Origin of the sequence: Halorubrum sp. BV1 (assembly GCF_000746205.1) — an archaeon.
Taxonomy (GTDB): Archaea; Halobacteriota; Halobacteria; order Halobacteriales; family Haloferacaceae; genus Halorubrum.
Genome location: NZ_JQKV01000005.1, coordinates 12,462 through 27,731, shown reverse-complemented (window position 1 = coordinate 27,731; position 15,270 = coordinate 12,462). Strand labels below are relative to the sequence as shown.

Here is a 15,270-nt window from a genome sequence, read left to right as displayed (position 1 = left end):
TCACCGTTCGGGGAGGTCCCGAGTTGAGCGTTCCGGTCCCGTAGCGCGGGCGGCGGCGCCACGCGCTCCGCTACAGCGGCGGCCCGGGCTGCTCGTAGTCGGTGCCGAGAATCACCATCGTCTGCGAGCGCGAGAACCCCTCGGTCTCCGCGATCCGCTCGAACATCAGCTCCCGGAGCCGGTCCGTGTCGGCCGCGACGACGCGGAGGATGATGTCCCACTCGCCGGTGGTGAGGTGGATCTCGCGCACGCCGTCGATGCCGCGGAGGCGTTCGAGCGCGTCCTCGAACCGGACGACCCGTTCGTCACCACCTATAGAAATGTAGTGGAAGAGGCGGGACACTCCTGTCCGACTGCCTCGAACGCCTACCGGATCGTCCGGTTCGGGCTCGACGCCCTGTATCCCGACGACTTTCCAGTTCGGAGCGAAACCAAGGTGCAGGCGGCCGGCCCGCAGGACGATGCTGCGTACGGCGTGATGAGCCGCATCATCTCGTACGTGACTGCGCGACCGACGATGATGGATTCAACGGGCTCGCCGGCGGCTACGGCGGCCGCCGCGACCTCCTCGTCTTCGACGCATTCGACCCGGACACGGCGGAGCTGACGTTCCGATTCCGGCGAACCGACACGGACGAGACCGTCGAAGTGGCCTACCACGTCAGCGACGTTCCTGGCGGTGACCCGCGATCGGGAACCTCCAGGGGATTCTCGACGGATCGGCAAGCGACCAGCAACGGGAGGCCTTCGCTGACGCCTGGCACCGCCGCGTGCAAGTCGTTCTCAGCGACGACTCGGTGTTCACCGTCGACGCGGTGTGAACGCGGCGGTGTATCCTTCGTACTCGAAATACGAGTTACCGGGGTATACTGTCGATCTCGTTGAGCGCCTCGGTGGCGACATCCCCCAGTTCGCCGGCCTCGATATGCGAGTACCGCTCACGGACCATTTCCTCCGAATTATCGAGATACCGGGCGGCGACAGTATATCCGAATGCTCGAACGAGCACTTCACCCATCCCACGCCGACCACCGTGCGGAGCAAGATAATCGTGTTTCGGATGGTCGATATCGATCTCTGCGGTCTCCGAGAGCCGCTGAAGAATCGACCGTGCGCCGTCCGTCGTGATCGACGGCGGCCGAATGTCCTCCTCAAGCGCCAGGAGGAGGTCGCGAGCGTACTCCGCACGGCGTTCGGCGATTGCCTCCGGATGTTCCCCTCGTTCGGCTAGCTCTTCCCGGACGAGCCCTGCAAGCGTCCGTTGGTCGAACGTCGGGAACACCGGCCAGCGCTCAGTTGGTGGGTCCATAAGCCGACGATAGCTCCGCAGCGGCGAGATCACCGGATCGGGGAGACTGGCGGCGTCCCACTGTTGTTTCTTCCGGTAGACGTCCATACTCCCCTCGTCAAGCGAGAGGTCCTCCCAGCGGACGCCACGTCGACGCGGATCGTTCGGGTCCCGGAGAAGTTCACCGACCCGAACGGCGGTGTACGCGAGGACGAACACCAGCGCCCGGTCACGAGCCGCCTTCAGCGCCGCGTAGCGCGCTCGCTGCTTGTCGAGGGGGTCAGTATCCTCTAGGAGTGTCGTGTACGCTTCGACGGCGTCGCGAGCCCGTTCGTCGACGTGGCGGGTGAGGGCGTGGCGCTGTTCGGACGTCCAGGCCTGCTGGTCGCCGGGCTTGCGGCCGTCGTCCTCCGGCAGCGGCGCCATCGCACTCGCTCGCTGCGCGTAGTGGGCCTCAAGATATCCCTCGTTGACGCACCAGCCACACCACGCAGAGATATAGCGATAGTAGGTTTGTACCGTGTTCTGTTTGAGTCCTCGATCGCCGGCGAGATGCCGGGCGTACTCCCGGAACACGCGTTCGTCGAGGTCCTCGAAAGTGGGGTCGCGGTCGACGTCGTCGGGGACGATCCCGGTCCAGTCGTCGCCCCCGCGGTCGCCGGCGGCCCACTCGGCGAACCGCTCGAGTTCGCGGGCGGCGTTGCGTCGATAATTCCCGCCGTCGCCTCCACGGCCTTTCCCCTTGTCCTGGAGGTAGCGCTCGAACGACTCGGAGAGTGAGGTCAATGGCGTCCGTTCCGTCGGTGTATTCCGGTCCATAGTGCTCTCCTGAACTGTTGAACGTAGTCAGTCACACAGACAGACGCCGCCTTCCCGAATCTGGCTCACTGCGAACTGATGGACAGCGCCGGCGAGGTCAGTCATTGCTTCCGCCTGCTCTTCGGTTGGACGCCCCCCGCCGTAATAACTCTCTGTCCGGTTCTCGCTGTAGAGGTCCTTCATCGCCTCTGCAGTCTCCCGCTCAAACAGCCCAATTTGGTGGGCACGCTCGTAGCTGAACTGGTGGTCCTGAAAGTCCTGAAGCGTATCGTTCGTCATCGCGAGCGCGTACGCCTCGATCGACCGTTCAATCGCGCCGAAACAGACTTCGATGACGGCCGTGTAATACCCATCCTGTGATTGGAGCGTGTCCACGACCTCGAGGAGGCGGCACGCTTTCGTCAACTGTGTCTTCCAGTCTTCGTCGGCACTAATCCCGTCCTCGAACGCTGTTCGCCCGCGTCCGACCATCTCGAAGGCATCCTGTGCGCGGTCGAGTGCTGTGAGCACAGCGGTCGGGTCCGAGCCGTTACTCATCAGAGGCTCCTTCCTCCAAGAGGAGGTTCTCGACGGTTTCGAAGTCATTCGTCTTGTAGACCGGAATCCCTGAAACGACGATTTCTCGGATGTCTTCGGTGTACGCCGGGATCGCCTGGACGGCCTCGACATCGATATCGTAGGCGTATCGGTCACCATCGAACTCCGTGTCTTCGAGGTCACGGGCAATGGTGTTCGCTTCTCGTTGGCTTTCGGCCCGCCCAGACCGGGTTAGCACCCAGAGATCGATATCGCTCCGTCGGTCAGCCTCGCCTCGAGCCACACTCCCATAGAGGATGATGCCGACGACGTCGTTGATGTTCTCACGAAGCTCCGTAACCGCAGCTTTGACGGGTTGATGATACTCTGGTTGGGGGATCCGGAGGATCGGATCGTCTGGAATCGACAGGCGCTGTCTGTTGATCTGGACGAGTCGCTGGTTGCTTTCGGGCGATTCGACGACCAAGTCGTTCGCGCTGAGAACGTTTACTGCCCGTCGGACAGACTGGTGTGAGTGACCGATCTGTGTCGCGAGTTCTCGCAGTGAGAAGTCACTGAATCGGTGGTTTGTTAAAAAGAGAAGGACGTCGCTCGTCGCCTTGTGTTTGAATAAAGTCGGATCTGAAGGGGGTATTGAAAGAGAAATAGCTGCTCCAGACGAATTCGTACTATCCGTCTCGCGGTTCATGTGCCGTATCACGGACCACTACTATAAAAACATTATATGTGAGTCGGAATCAGCCTAAATATTCATCTGCCAGCAACGGACGTGCGGAGAACGAGGTCCGTCACCTCCGGGTCTCACCGCGTTCGGTCGCTGGGGCTAGAAAGTCCCACTCTCGGATAGCAAAACCCACAATTTCGATTCGCCGTTGGAGCTGTTCCCACTCACGCGCGATCTCTCGGCGACGATCCTCTTCGGTGACGTCGAGTACCTGGTCAGCGATCGTCTCGCGAAGTTGGTTCGGTGACTCGACATCGAACTCGACCTTCCATCCTCGGATCTGAGCGTTCATCTCGGTGAGCCGTTCGGTGAGGTCTTCGACGGTGTAGTCGCTGTCCCGAAGGCGTATGGCCTCCGTGAGCGCTTGACGGCGATAATCGGGGAAGTATGTCGTGTGGCCCCCGGTGTCGTCACGGTGGAGGATGTCGTCGTCGACGAGATGTTCGAGGACGCGTTTGGTCGGCCCGTGTGACCAGTCTGCTTCGGAGGCGATCCAGTTTGCTGTCCGCGGGTCTGAAACCTGTCGGGCGACCATCCGCACCCGGTCTTCACCCGTGGGTTGGCGTTCCATCGGACCCTCGGAAATCGATTCACCTCCAGTCATATAACCCCGTTCGTGCCGTGTCATAAAATAGGTCACAGGCATTTAGTCTATCACGAGGACTGCCCTCGCCATCTCCGCGGACTCGGCTGAAAAGAGTCAGAGAAATCTCGAACCCTGTTCTTGGCGGCTCTACCCTGGGGGAAGCGTCTTTCTGAGCCGATTGCAGCATTCGTGCTTCACCGACGGCGGTGGGGTACTTCAAAGTGGTCGTGATTATTGGAGTAATCAGGACCACTTGCTGTATTCGGCTCACCGGAAGAATTCGGGAGTCTAGAGTCTCTTACCGTCGGAATTCCGCACTACAGGAAATTGTATATCGTATATCGCTATACAAAATCTCGGGCCCTGGAAGGTGAGACTACGGCGGGTTTAGCGGGGCTGTAATGCGTGGTTTCGGGCGAATTTGTGAGGGGAGGACGCTTCGAATCCTCTTTCGAGGATCTTCTCGTGTCGTACTACCGACCAGATCGGTGAGTTTCCGAGATCCCCGACAGCGTTGCCACTCAGGAATCCGCATTGCCCCGGACCGAGTACCGCCCTATCCAATTCCAGTCTCCTTCTTCAGCAGCGTCAGCGTATTGTCGGCCGTCACAATGGGTGAGTGTTCGTACTCACCCGTCAACTCGACTTGGACGAGTAGGTCGACTGCTCGCCAAATCGAGTACAATAAACAGGCGAACGCGAAGTAGAAGAACCGCAGTCCGAAATTCGTCGACGTCGTGGCAGCCATGAATCGCTTGATCGACCGATAGCCACTCTCAATCTCCCACCGATGGCCGTACTCACTGAGAAAGCCGCCACCTCGGTTGGACATGAACACCGAGTACTGCCGGTGATCGTCGTGTTCAGAGTTCTCTTTACGTCGGTAGATCAGCGTCGTCTCGTGCCACTCATTCTTCCCGAGATGGAGCTTCCGGTCGGTCTCGTACCGGTCTTGCCCCCGTTGGAGGAGTCGTTTTGCCTGGGCTTTCTCGCTAGCCTGCATCCGCTTTGGGACAACAGAGGAGAGTCCCCGCTGGCTAATCATCTCCAAGAGGTGCTGACTATCGAACTCTCGGTCCATTAGCACGTTATCGACGTGAACGAGCTCTTCAGCGGAGTTGAGCAGGTCCTTGACGATCTCCTTTCGTGACTCGCCTCGTCGAACTGGGCGGGCATCAAGCACGAGCGGAACAGCGTTGCCGACCAGCTGGACGGTCGCCCATTGGTAGGCGTACTCGTCGTTCTTCTCCTTCGTTCCGATTATCTCGTCCTCGTGGCCGGTTCGGTCGCCCGTGAAGGGATCGTCCTCAGTGATGTCGATCGCGACGATTCCAGCTCGGAAGAACTCCTCCGTCCCCGCAAGTTCGTTGGTGAGTTGCTGGACGGCCTGTCGGTACATCTCGCGGATCTGCTCGATAGGGAGGTCACGAATCTGGTCGCGGTGGCCGTGTCCGAGTGGTGTTCGATCACGCGTCGACTCGTGGATGAAGCTCTGAGCGCCCTCGTTGGCGGCCAAGTTCTCACGGAGCCCCAGATAGGTCTGTAAGCCCCAGTAGGCGTTCTCAGGAATCTCACAGCCCTCGCCCCGGTTGAGCGAGAACGCGGGGAACACGACGCGACTGATGTGGTCGGTGATCTTCCCTGCCTTGTCGAGGATGGCTTGGTCGTTTGGGTCCGATTCAGTAGCGTCGTCGCCTCGCCCCGGGAGGTTTCGTTCTGGTTCGCGTGGTACCGCGACACCTGCGTTCTGTGCTTTGATCAGGATTGTTCGAGCCGCTTTCTGGACAGTGTCCCGAAGATCTCGCGTGAAGCGCTCGTTCCATGTGCGCCACAGTGTCGATTGATCGGGAACCGTCCCCAACTCTAGGCGTTCACAAAGTTCGGGATGGCTATCAAGGTACTCGAGGAGTGCTGTTTCGTTCTTCCATCCGTGGAGTTCTTTCAGCATGAACACACGAAAGAGGGTATCCATCTCGTAGCATGTCGATCTTCTGTAGCGGTCGTGGGCCTCGAATCTGAAGTAGGCTATTGGGAGTGTGCAGATGAACTGCTCCAGTGAGTCGTGTTCGTGGTGAGTAAACCAGACTTCCGAGACGATTTGAATATCCGATTCTAATCCGGCGAGTGAGGTTTGATCGTACAACGGCGTCAAATCATAGACTGGCCACTGGACGTACGGCTGTTGAGCGATTCGTCGAAAGACCGTGCGCTGTGACTCCCAGGTCGCAACCACTACGAGATACTGGCCACGACCCGGCCAAGAATCCGTCTAACTGATCAGTATAGAGGATCTAGTTACCGCAGCTGTCCGGCGACCGAGCGGTCCGGAGGACCCGGAAGGTCGCCGGTTCGCTCGCCGAAGGCGAGGCCAAGAGCCGACCATCGGGAGGCTCGCAGGCTTTTGGTCGAGCTTTTTCCAAGGAGCGAGCAACGCGAGCGACTGCAGCAAGAGGTCGGTGTGCGGGAGAGTTTAGCAGGAGATTCGCTAGTTACTACCCCGAAAGAAACTGTGCGTGAACTTTTCTATGACACGCTCGCAGAAAGTAGTTTTACTCAAATCTCACTCCGCTACAGAGTGGCGAATACAAGTCGTCCTTCCCATAGGCTATATTACTTAGTAGTATAACTTGGTTATTGATGGCAAAGACTCAGATCCAGCTGGCCAAAGCAGGCGAAATCACATCTGCTATGAAACGAGTTGCCGAGCGCGAAAACTGTGATCCGGACTTTGTTCGACAGCAGGTTGCCGACGGACAAGCCGTCATTCCGAACAATCATGCGCACGAATCGCTTGACCCGATGATTATCGGACGGGAATTTTCTACAAAGGTCAACGCGAACATTGGCAATAGCGACACGACTAGTGGTATCGAAGGCGAACTCCAGAAACTCCACACTGCGGTCCACTATGGTGCCGACACTGTGATGGACCTTTCAACCGGCGAGGATCTTGATGACATCCGTAGCGCTAATATCGAGCATTCACCCGTGCCGGTCGGAACCGTCCCGATTTACGAGGCTGTCAAGCGTGTTGACAGTCCCGCCGAGATCACCCACGAACTGCTGCTCGACATTATCGAGAAGCAAGCCAGGCAGGGCGTCGATTATATGACTATCCATGCAGGCGTGCTGATGGAACATCTTCCACTGACAGACGGCCGAAAGACTGGAATCGTCTCGCGAGGGGGGTCTATATTAGCCCAGTGGATCGAAGAGAATGGGATGCAGAACCCGCTGTACACGAAATTCGAGGAAATCTGCGAAATCTTCGCGGAACACGACGTGACGTTCTCATTGGGCGATGGCCTCCGTCCCGGTTGTCTCGCAGATGCGAGCGACGAAGCCCAGTTCGCCGAACTCGACACACTCGGCGAACTGACTCGGACCGCATGGGACCACGGCGTTCAAGTCATGGTTGAAGGCCCCGGACACGTCCCAATAGACGAGATCGCCGATAACGTCGAACGCCAACAAGACGTCTGTGACGGTGCACCATTCTACGTCCTCGGCCCGCTAGTCACCGATGTCGCGCCGGGCTACGATCATATCACAAGCGCGATTGGGGCGACCGAGGCTGCTCGTGCAGGAGCGGCGATGTTGTGTTATGTTACACCGAAGGAACATCTCGGTCTCCCTGACGAAGAGGACGTGAGAGACGGTCTCGCAGCCTATCGGATTGCAGCCCACGCTGCTGACGTCGCGAATGATCTTCCGGGTGCACGTGACTGGGATGATGCACTTTCCGAAGCGCGCTACGAGTTCGATTGGCGCAGGCAATTCGAACTCGCACTGGATCCCGAGCGTGCCCAAGAATACCACGATCAGACATTGCCTGGCGACAACTACAAGGAAGCTCGTTTCTGCTCGATGTGTGGTGTCGAGTTCTGCTCGATGCGAATTGATCAGGACGCACGGGATGCCGACGGTGAGATGTCTTCGATTGATGACGAGACTAACCTTGACGCTTCGCCTGCTGCGGATGTGAATCTCCCGCCGGTTGGAACCCATGACACGAGTCGCGTTCCTGATGAAGTCGAAATCAATGGTGTCACATTTACTCCTGCAGAATCACACGCAGACGATTAACCTTCAACAGTTCTGAAATTTATTTTTGGGCCACTCAATACGAGTGATCGCGACTTCGAAACCTGTGCTGACTATGTATCCTGTACTTACCGATTCCTCTCGGTCTATTTCAACCATTGTAGCGTGACCGACTCAGAGCGTCTATCTATCAGTCTGGACACTAGTGATTTCGAATCGTGCGCCTTCCTCGTCGCTGTCGGTCACGGTGATCTCCCACCCGTGAGCGTCAACGAACTGCTTGACGATATACAGCCCAGGCCCTCACCGTTGGTTGAGTCCTCCAATTCAAACACCTGCTCACCTACGTCTTCAGAGATACCCGGCCCAGCGGCTGCCACGTAGAAGCCGTCCTCCAACTCACCAATCGTCATAGGCACGTCCGCAATCCCGTATTCGACCGCATTCCAAATCAAATTCTCCACCCTTGCCGGAGCCGACTCGCATCAGCCTGAATTGTTTGCTCTGTGTCGGTGACCAGCGTCGTATCGGCTGTTGGAATGGTCTGCCAGCACTCACTGTCTCCGCAAGATCAATCGCCTCGACCTCGCTCCGCCTCACCCTCCATCCTTATCTGAGCACTGCCGTGAATGGAAACCCAAGAATTATATCTTCGTCAACTGGCTTGGCTAGCGTGGTTTACGAGACAGGAAATCGCACCGTCGACGACGCTGTCGCCCGCGTACTCGACGGCGAGACACTCGACCGCCGGGATGGACTCGCACTGATTGCCCAGACGGTCGAGCCCCTCGCCGAGGGAGCGGACTACGTCCGCTCCCAGCTCGGCGACGACACTGTCGACGCGTGTTCCATCGTGAACGCGAAGGCGGGCAACTGCGCAGAGGACTGTGGGTTCTGTGCGCAGTCAGTCCACTTCGACACTGGTATCGACACCTACGGCTTTCTCGACCCCGAACAAATTCTCAAGGCGGCCAAGCAAGCCGAACGCGACGGCGCCCAGCGCTTTGGCGTCGTCGTCGCCGAGAAAGGCGTCTCCAAGGAAAAACGCCCCGACGAGTGGGACGACGTCATCCGCGCAATCCGCTTAGTACGAGACGAAACCGACGTCGAAGTCGACGCCTCCCTCGGGATCCTCACCGAAGAAGAGGCCGCGATTCTCGCGGACGAAGGGCTCAATCACTACAACCACAACATCGAAACCTCGCCGCGTTTCTTCCCCGAAATCGTCGGGACCCATGACTTCGAAGACCGCGTGAAGACGCTCGAAGTCGCCAAGGAAGCCGGTATGGACCTCTGTGCCGGCGTTATCCTGGGCATGGGCGAATCGCCTACCGACCGCGTGGACGCGGCCATCGCGCTCCAGGACATCGGGGTCTCCTCGCTCCCCGTCAACATCCTCAATCCGGTCGCCGGGACGATGTTCGACGACCGAGAGGAAGCACTCATCTCCACGGCGGAGACCATCAAGACCATCGCGGTCTACCGACTGCTCCACCCGCACGCGCGAGTGCGGCTCACCGGCGGTCGCGAGGTCAACTTCGCTGAGGACGAGCAACACCTTCCCTTCGAGGCCGGCGCGGATGGCATCCTCACCGGGAACTACCTCACAACCGAGGGCCAGTCCCCCGGCGACGACATCGAGATGATGGAGCAGGCCGGCATGGAGCCCAATACCGAGGTCAACGATTTCGACCCGGAAGAAGTGAAATCCCGTGATGGCGACTCGGCCGACCCCGCGGGTACGGCGGTCGGGACAGCCACGAGCAAGGCGGAACTGTCTGATGACTAACACAGAGATACAGCAACAGCTATGAACGACATCAACTTCGCCGTTCTCGGCACTGGTGGTATCGGCCGTCGCGCACTCGAAGTCTCCGCGGACAAAGACGAACTCACCCCTATCGCAGCCTGCGACCGCCATGGAGTTGCCGTCAACCACGACGGCCTTGATGTGGACGAACTGCTGGCCGCAACGGAGGGGAACATCGCTTCCGACGGCGGGACTACCGTTGAATCCGGCGGTGACGACATCAAGGAACACGGCGACGACAAGGGCGTCGTCGCCTCCGCACAGGCCGAGCCGACGGAGACGCCCATCGAGGACATCATCGCCGAACACGAGGCCATCGACGCGGTACTCATCGCGCTTCCGAACCTCGAACACGACTTCATTCCGACTGTCGCCGAGCGCTTCGCGAACGCAGGCTACGAGGGCGTCCTCGTCGACGTGCTCAAGCGTTCACGTGTCATCGTCATGCTCGACGACCGCGAGGAACAACTGGAAGAATCAGGCATCACATTTGTCTGCGGTGCGGGCGCGACACCCGGCCTCCTCACGGGCGCGGCGGCACTCGCCGCCCAGTCGTTCATCGAGATCGAGGAGGTCGAAATCTGGTGGGGCGTCGGCCTCAAATCCGGCTACGAGGACAACCGCGGCACCGTCCGCGAGGACATCGCCCACCTCCCCGACTACGACATCGAATCGGCACGCGCCCTTTCGGACGAGGAGATCGAGGAAATCGTCGACGCTCACGACGGCGTCATCGAGTTCAACGACATGGAGCACGCCGACGACGTGCTTCTCGAACGGGCGGGTATCTGCGACGCTGAGGACGTGACCGTCGGCGGCGTCCTTGACCTTCGCAACGACGAGAAGCCCACAACGACGACCGTCAAAGTCACCGGTCGCACGTTCGATGGCGAGGTCGGTACCAACACGTTCGAACTCGACGACGACACGAGCATGGAAGCCAACGTGAACGGCCCTGCACTCGGCTACCTGAAGGCTGCCGTCCGCCGCAACTGGACCGGCGATTACGGCGTCTACGGGCCTGCCGAGCTCATGCCCGGGTTCTGAACCGTGCAGCAGCAGATGGATCGAGGGTTCGACCTCGAAGCACGCCTCCAGTCCCGGGAAGAGCGTGGGCTCCGTCGCGACCTCGCTCCTGTCGACCGTGTCGAGCCGAGGGCTCGCCGGGTGCCCGACCCCGGTGCCGACGTACCGGCCTTCGACGCCGATGCCGAGGAAATGCTGGTGTTCGCAGCCAACGACTACCTCGGGCTCGCGGGAGACGCCAGACTGGCCGAGGCAGCCGCCCGGACAGCCCATGAAGTCGGCACTGGCGCGGGCGCCAGCCGGCTCGTCGTGGGCGATACATCCGCTCACCGCAAGCTCGAACACGCACTCGTCAAATCGAAAGAAACCGAGCGTGCGCTGGCGTTCTCCTCGGGGTACGCCGCCAACATTGGGACGATTACGGCGCTCGCCCCCGACGCGATCTTCTCCGACGAACTCAACCATGCCTCCATCATCGACGGCTGTCGGCTCTCCGGCGCCGATATCGAGGTGTACGACCACTGTGACGCCAGCGACCTCCGGGCGACCATGGATCGCCGTGCCCGCGAAGCAGATGGGGAGGAATCCTGGCTGGTCGTGACAGATTCGGTATTCAGCATGGATGGCGACATCGCTCCACTCAGAATGATATGTTCGGCCGCCGAGCGCCACGGCGCGTGGGTGATGGTCGACGAAGCCCACGCGACGGGCGTGTACGACGGCGGCATGGTCGGTCAGCTGGGACTCGAAGATCGGGTTCATGTCCAGTTGGGGACCCTCTCGAAGGCGCTCGGTGCCCAGGGCGGGTTCGTCGCCGGGAATGAGATGCTCATCGAGTACCTGGCGAATGCGGCCCGTTCGTTCGTCTTCTCGACCGGGCTCTCCCCGCCTGCGGCGGGTGCCGCACAGGAGGCGCTACGTATCGCACGGGAGACGGACCGGCCCCAGACGCTCCAGAATCACGCCGATTACCTCCGGTCGGGGTTTGAGGACCTCGGCTTCGAGGTGCTCGGTGAGACCCACATCCTGCCCGTGCTGGTCGGAGACCGGGAGGATGCGGTCGCGCTCGATGAAGCGCTCCGCGACCGCGGGGTGCTCGCCCCTGCCATCCGCCCGCCGACCGTTCCGGTGGGGATGTCACGGCTGCGCGTCGCTCCCACAGCCGCACACACGCGCGAGCAACTCAACCGCTGTCTCGACGCGTTCGAGGCCGCCGGCGAGGAGGTGGGGCTGCGATGAGTTTCTTCGTGCTTGGCACCGGGACAGGTGTCGGCAAGACTGTCATCACTGCCGGCCTCGTGGGCTGGCTCCGCGACCGCGGCCGCGATGCAGTCGGTATCAAGCCCGCACAGACTGGCTTTCCACCGGACGACGACGCTGGCTTCGTCGCCGAAGCCGCGGGAAGCGAGGACGCCAGTGTCTGCCTGCGCTATCTCGAACCCGCGCTTGCCCCGGCAGTTGCCGCAGATGTAGAAGATGTCGCCCTCTCTTACGACGAGATCCTACAGGGTTGTCGGCGCGAACTAGAGGCTGCTGACCCGGGTATCGTCGAAGGGATTGGCGGTCTCCGGGTGCCGCTCGCTGAGGGGATGGAGGTCGTCGACCTAGCCGCCGATCTCGGGTTACCGACGCTCGTAGTCGCACGCTCGGGACTCGGCACGCTCAATCATAGCGCGCTGACCGTCAAGGCTCTCGAACGGCGCGGTCTTGACGTGTGCGGTGTCGTCCTCAACGATTACGCTGGCGAAACGCTCGCCGAGCGGACGAACCCCGACGTACTCGAATCGATGGTCGACCTGCCTGTGTACACAGTGCCGGGACTCGACCTAGACACGCCGGGCGAAGCGGTGACAGCGGTAAAGGAAAACCTTCCGCCGAGTGTATTACCTGAATAGCGCCTACGACGGACCCAGAGGAATTGATAGATTCTGGGATTGATCCGCCTCAAAGCCGTATGCATTGAGACAACCAGTCTCAACTTCTGTTGGTAGCGTCAGATACGGCGAAATCCCGAGAAAGCTGGTCTTGAGCGGCTACAACAGCCTACTCCGGCGTTTTCCCACTGGAGATGGACGAAGAGCGGGTACAGAGGCCTCGCCCTCGAAAGTGACTCTCGACCGCCGGCGTTGAACCCTTGCTCGGCATTAGAACTCTCGAGAATTGAAGCAGACCGATCCACATCTTCAGAACCAATCCAGAATACGTTGCCTGTTACAGGCGTCTGTAAGGGGTTTCTGCATCTCGCCTCTATCCAGCGTCAGCCCCGGCCCCGTGGACGTGAAGTTCCAGACGAGCGTCTGTACCGAATTTCTGTAACAGGCCTCTGTCCCGTCTTGCCCCGCACAGAGAACCCAGCTGGCTATCGTCACCGAATGTTCGTAACGGACGGCTGTAACTACTGGCTGTTACAGATATCTGTAACGCCCATCTGTATCAGACAGCTCGTCCCGCGGTCGCGTGCCAGATTACAGCAATAGGCCCCAGAGACAAATTACAGACTACCATTACAGTCAACAATTCCAGACAGAGGGTTTAATTTCCAATATTCGGGAAATGCACTCATATGGGCCGCTCGGACGTACTATAGCATAAATTACCTCTATTACAGATGGCTGATACAGACTGCTGTTGCAGATTGCTGGCCCGATTGTCTGACACAGATATATGTAACAGGCACCCAAATAGAAGGAGTGTATGATATCCCTCGTCGTCTACTCCGAATCAGGAGGCACGTACAAGACCACTACGACCGGAAACCTCGCAGATGCGTTCCAGCGCGCAGGTCTTGATACTCTCGTCATCGACCTGGACCCCCAAGAGGGGAACCTCACCACCCTCTTCGACGTCGGTGAAGACCGTAGCGACCCCGACGCAGACAACATCGTTCGTCACATTCTGGAGCGACCAAAGGGGCCATTCAAGGACCTGATCAAGACGAGCAGTGAAGGCGTCGACGTCGTCCCGAGTCACGATATGCTCGGTGACTTCACAAGCAATCTCGAACAGAAGATATCCTACGAGGCTCAGATGGAGGGGATGGACAAAGAGGACTACCCGCGGTTCGAGCTTCTCTACAACCTCCTCTGGGAACAAGAGGAACTCCAAAAGGAGTATGATGCTGTTCTCATCGACCCGAACGCGCGTGCAGAAGACCTCCTCTACAACGCGATCTACGCCCTTCGAACTCTCGTTGCGCCTGTCAAACCAGCCGGGAAGGGGAACCTGAGTCTCGACGGCCTAGAACAGCTGGTCACTGGCATGGAGGACAAACTGGATATCCAAGTCGGACTCTCCTGTGTGGTTCCGAGCGGCGTCGGGCAGACGAACGCCCACCAACAGTATCAGCAAAAGTTCGAGGGGACTGAAGAGTTCGCGACGCCAGTCTCGATAGCTGACCGCGAGAGTATGATGGACGAGATGTGGGAAGCACGTGGGTCGGCGTTCAAGGTAGTCGAAGAACGCTGGAAGACCCACGAGGTCGACGGCAAGATGGTTTCTGAACCGGGCCAGCGCCGCGTTCCTGACCGTGAGATAGATACCCTGGAAGATCTCTGGACGCTGGCGTACTTCATCGGGACAGAGACGTTCGATGCGGACATCCCAGAAGAGCTCACGCTAGAGATTCAGGACCACGAGAATGTGACTCTCCGCCCCTCATTCGGTGAAGAGCCTGAGGTGACTAACTGATGGGGGGTATGAAGAAGGGGTCTGGCAACCTCGATTTCGGAGAAGAGGACGACGACTCGGACAAGAGTCCAGAACCCGAGTCTAGCGAGGAACACGAAGAGTCCGAAGCAACCAGCACCGAGGAGGAGACCGACGTGACGGTCGATGGCCCGAATGGAGATGATGCAGGACGACCGGGTGCATCGACGGCCACGGAGGAAACGAAGTCAAATTCCAGCGAGGGTTCGTCGAGGTACCCATACTTCGTGCGTCGGAGCAACGTCGGAGACGAGCGAGACAACCGTCTGGAATTGTTCGCACGCGACGAGGTCGTCTCCCAGGAATCGGAGTTTCGGAGTCAACTCGCGTCGGAATTGGGGGCCGATGACATCGCGAAGACGGATGCTCGCGAGTATGCGCTTCTCGCGGCGTTCAACAACGTCGAAGAGGTGGCAGAATTGATGCGTGAGGACGGGTACGGCGAACTCGATTAGCACCGGCGTCTTTCACTTTCACCCCGGGACTGCTGAGGTTTTATTCAGAGTTCAACCTAAAACAGTCGCTCGATATAGAGGGGGGGAATAGCGGATAGACTACCGCGGGTCAGTGTGACGGTAGCCCTGAACAAAATGGCTGACAAAGATTCTGCACCACTCGTCCAAATCGATGAACTCACGAAAATCGCATCGATAGATTTGGAAAACATTGACAACGTGAGCCTTCTCTTTGAGATGACCTTCTCGCATTTCTGCTAGCACTTGATGACGAGG

The 15,270-nt window shown here is 59.3% G+C and carries 12 protein-coding genes and 2 pseudogenes; 8 read left to right on the top strand and 6 right to left on the bottom strand.

Annotation, left to right across the window (positions count from 1 at the left end; translation table 11 throughout):
* Positions 1–70: 70 nt before the first annotated feature.
* Positions 71–292, bottom strand: a pseudogene (locus tag EP28_RS08800) (Lrp/AsnC ligand binding domain-containing protein); the annotation flags it as partial.
* Between EP28_RS08800 and EP28_RS14750 the strand changes: the two are divergent.
* A pseudogene (locus EP28_RS14750) lies at positions 281–821 on the top strand (hypothetical protein); the annotation flags it as partial. The pseudogenes EP28_RS08800 and EP28_RS14750 overlap by 12 nt on opposite strands.
* Before the next feature lie 35 nt (positions 822–856).
* On the opposite strand, the gene EP28_RS08790 reads toward EP28_RS14750, so the two are convergent.
* The 5 genes from EP28_RS08790 to EP28_RS08770 all read right to left on the bottom strand — a co-directional run bounded on the left by EP28_RS08790 (position 857) and on the right by EP28_RS08770 (position 6,187).
* Positions 857–2,107, bottom strand: a complete 1,251-nt coding sequence (locus EP28_RS08790; protein ID WP_049983667.1) for a phage integrase SAM-like domain-containing protein — start codon at positions 2,105–2,107, stop codon at positions 857–859.
* 27 nt (positions 2,108–2,134) lie between these two features.
* Positions 2,135–2,644 (bottom strand): DUF8154 family protein, encoded by a 510-nt coding sequence (locus EP28_RS08785; RefSeq protein ID WP_174955904.1) that lies wholly within the window; start codon positions 2,642–2,644, stop codon positions 2,135–2,137.
* The gene (locus EP28_RS08780) at positions 2,637–3,332 is read right to left on the bottom strand and encodes a nucleotidyltransferase domain-containing protein (protein ID WP_196219627.1); all 696 of its coding nucleotides are present in this window, start codon (positions 3,330–3,332) and stop codon (positions 2,637–2,639) included. The genes EP28_RS08785 and EP28_RS08780 overlap by 8 nt, the downstream gene beginning before the upstream one ends.
* A 100-nt stretch (positions 3,333–3,432) precedes the next feature.
* Positions 3,433–4,014 (bottom strand): DUF7342 family protein, encoded by a 582-nt coding sequence (locus tag EP28_RS08775; RefSeq protein WP_080506107.1) that lies wholly within the window; start codon positions 4,012–4,014, stop codon positions 3,433–3,435.
* A 496-nt stretch (positions 4,015–4,510) separates the two neighbouring features.
* Entirely contained in the window at positions 4,511–6,187 is a 1,677-nt protein-coding gene (locus EP28_RS08770; protein WP_080506105.1) for a transposase, read from the bottom strand.
* A gap of 404 nt (positions 6,188–6,591) precedes the next feature.
* Between EP28_RS08770 and thiC the strand changes: the two genes are divergently transcribed.
* The 7 genes from thiC to EP28_RS08735 all read left to right on the top strand — a co-directional run bounded on the left by thiC (position 6,592) and on the right by EP28_RS08735 (position 14,994).
* Positions 6,592–8,040 (top strand): phosphomethylpyrimidine synthase ThiC, encoded by a 1,449-nt coding sequence (gene thiC / locus EP28_RS08765; RefSeq protein ID WP_049983665.1) that lies wholly within the window; start codon positions 6,592–6,594, stop codon positions 8,038–8,040.
* Positions 8,041–8,671: 631 nt separating this feature from the next.
* On the top strand, positions 8,672–9,787 hold the full coding sequence (gene bioB, locus EP28_RS08760; protein ID WP_049983664.1) for a biotin synthase BioB: 1,116 nt from the start codon (positions 8,672–8,674) through the stop codon (positions 9,785–9,787).
* Between the two features lie 21 nt (positions 9,788–9,808).
* On the top strand, positions 9,809–10,855 hold the full coding sequence (locus tag EP28_RS08755; protein WP_049983663.1) for a (S)-8-amino-7-oxononanoate synthase BioU: 1,047 nt from the start codon (positions 9,809–9,811) through the stop codon (positions 10,853–10,855).
* 15 nt (positions 10,856–10,870) lie between these two features.
* On the top strand, positions 10,871–12,073 hold the full coding sequence (locus EP28_RS08750) for an aminotransferase class I/II-fold pyridoxal phosphate-dependent enzyme (protein ID WP_049983662.1): 1,203 nt from the start codon (positions 10,871–10,873) through the stop codon (positions 12,071–12,073).
* Positions 12,070–12,729 carry a dethiobiotin synthase gene (bioD, locus tag EP28_RS08745; RefSeq protein ID WP_049983661.1) on the top strand — a complete coding sequence of 220 codons (660 nt, stop codon included), beginning with the start codon at positions 12,070–12,072 and terminating at the stop codon, positions 12,727–12,729. Before EP28_RS08750 ends, bioD begins: the two co-directional genes overlap by 4 nt.
* Positions 12,730–13,528: 799 nt before the next feature.
* A complete protein-coding gene (locus EP28_RS08740; RefSeq protein WP_049983660.1) occupies positions 13,529–14,521 on the top strand; it encodes a ParA family protein in 993 nt (330 codons plus the stop codon).
* Positions 14,521–14,994, top strand: a complete 474-nt coding sequence (locus tag EP28_RS08735) for a DUF7970 domain-containing protein (protein WP_049983659.1) — start codon at positions 14,521–14,523, stop codon at positions 14,992–14,994. Before EP28_RS08740 ends, EP28_RS08735 begins: the two co-directional genes overlap by 1 nt.
* The last annotated feature ends 276 nt before the right edge of the window (positions 14,995–15,270 follow it).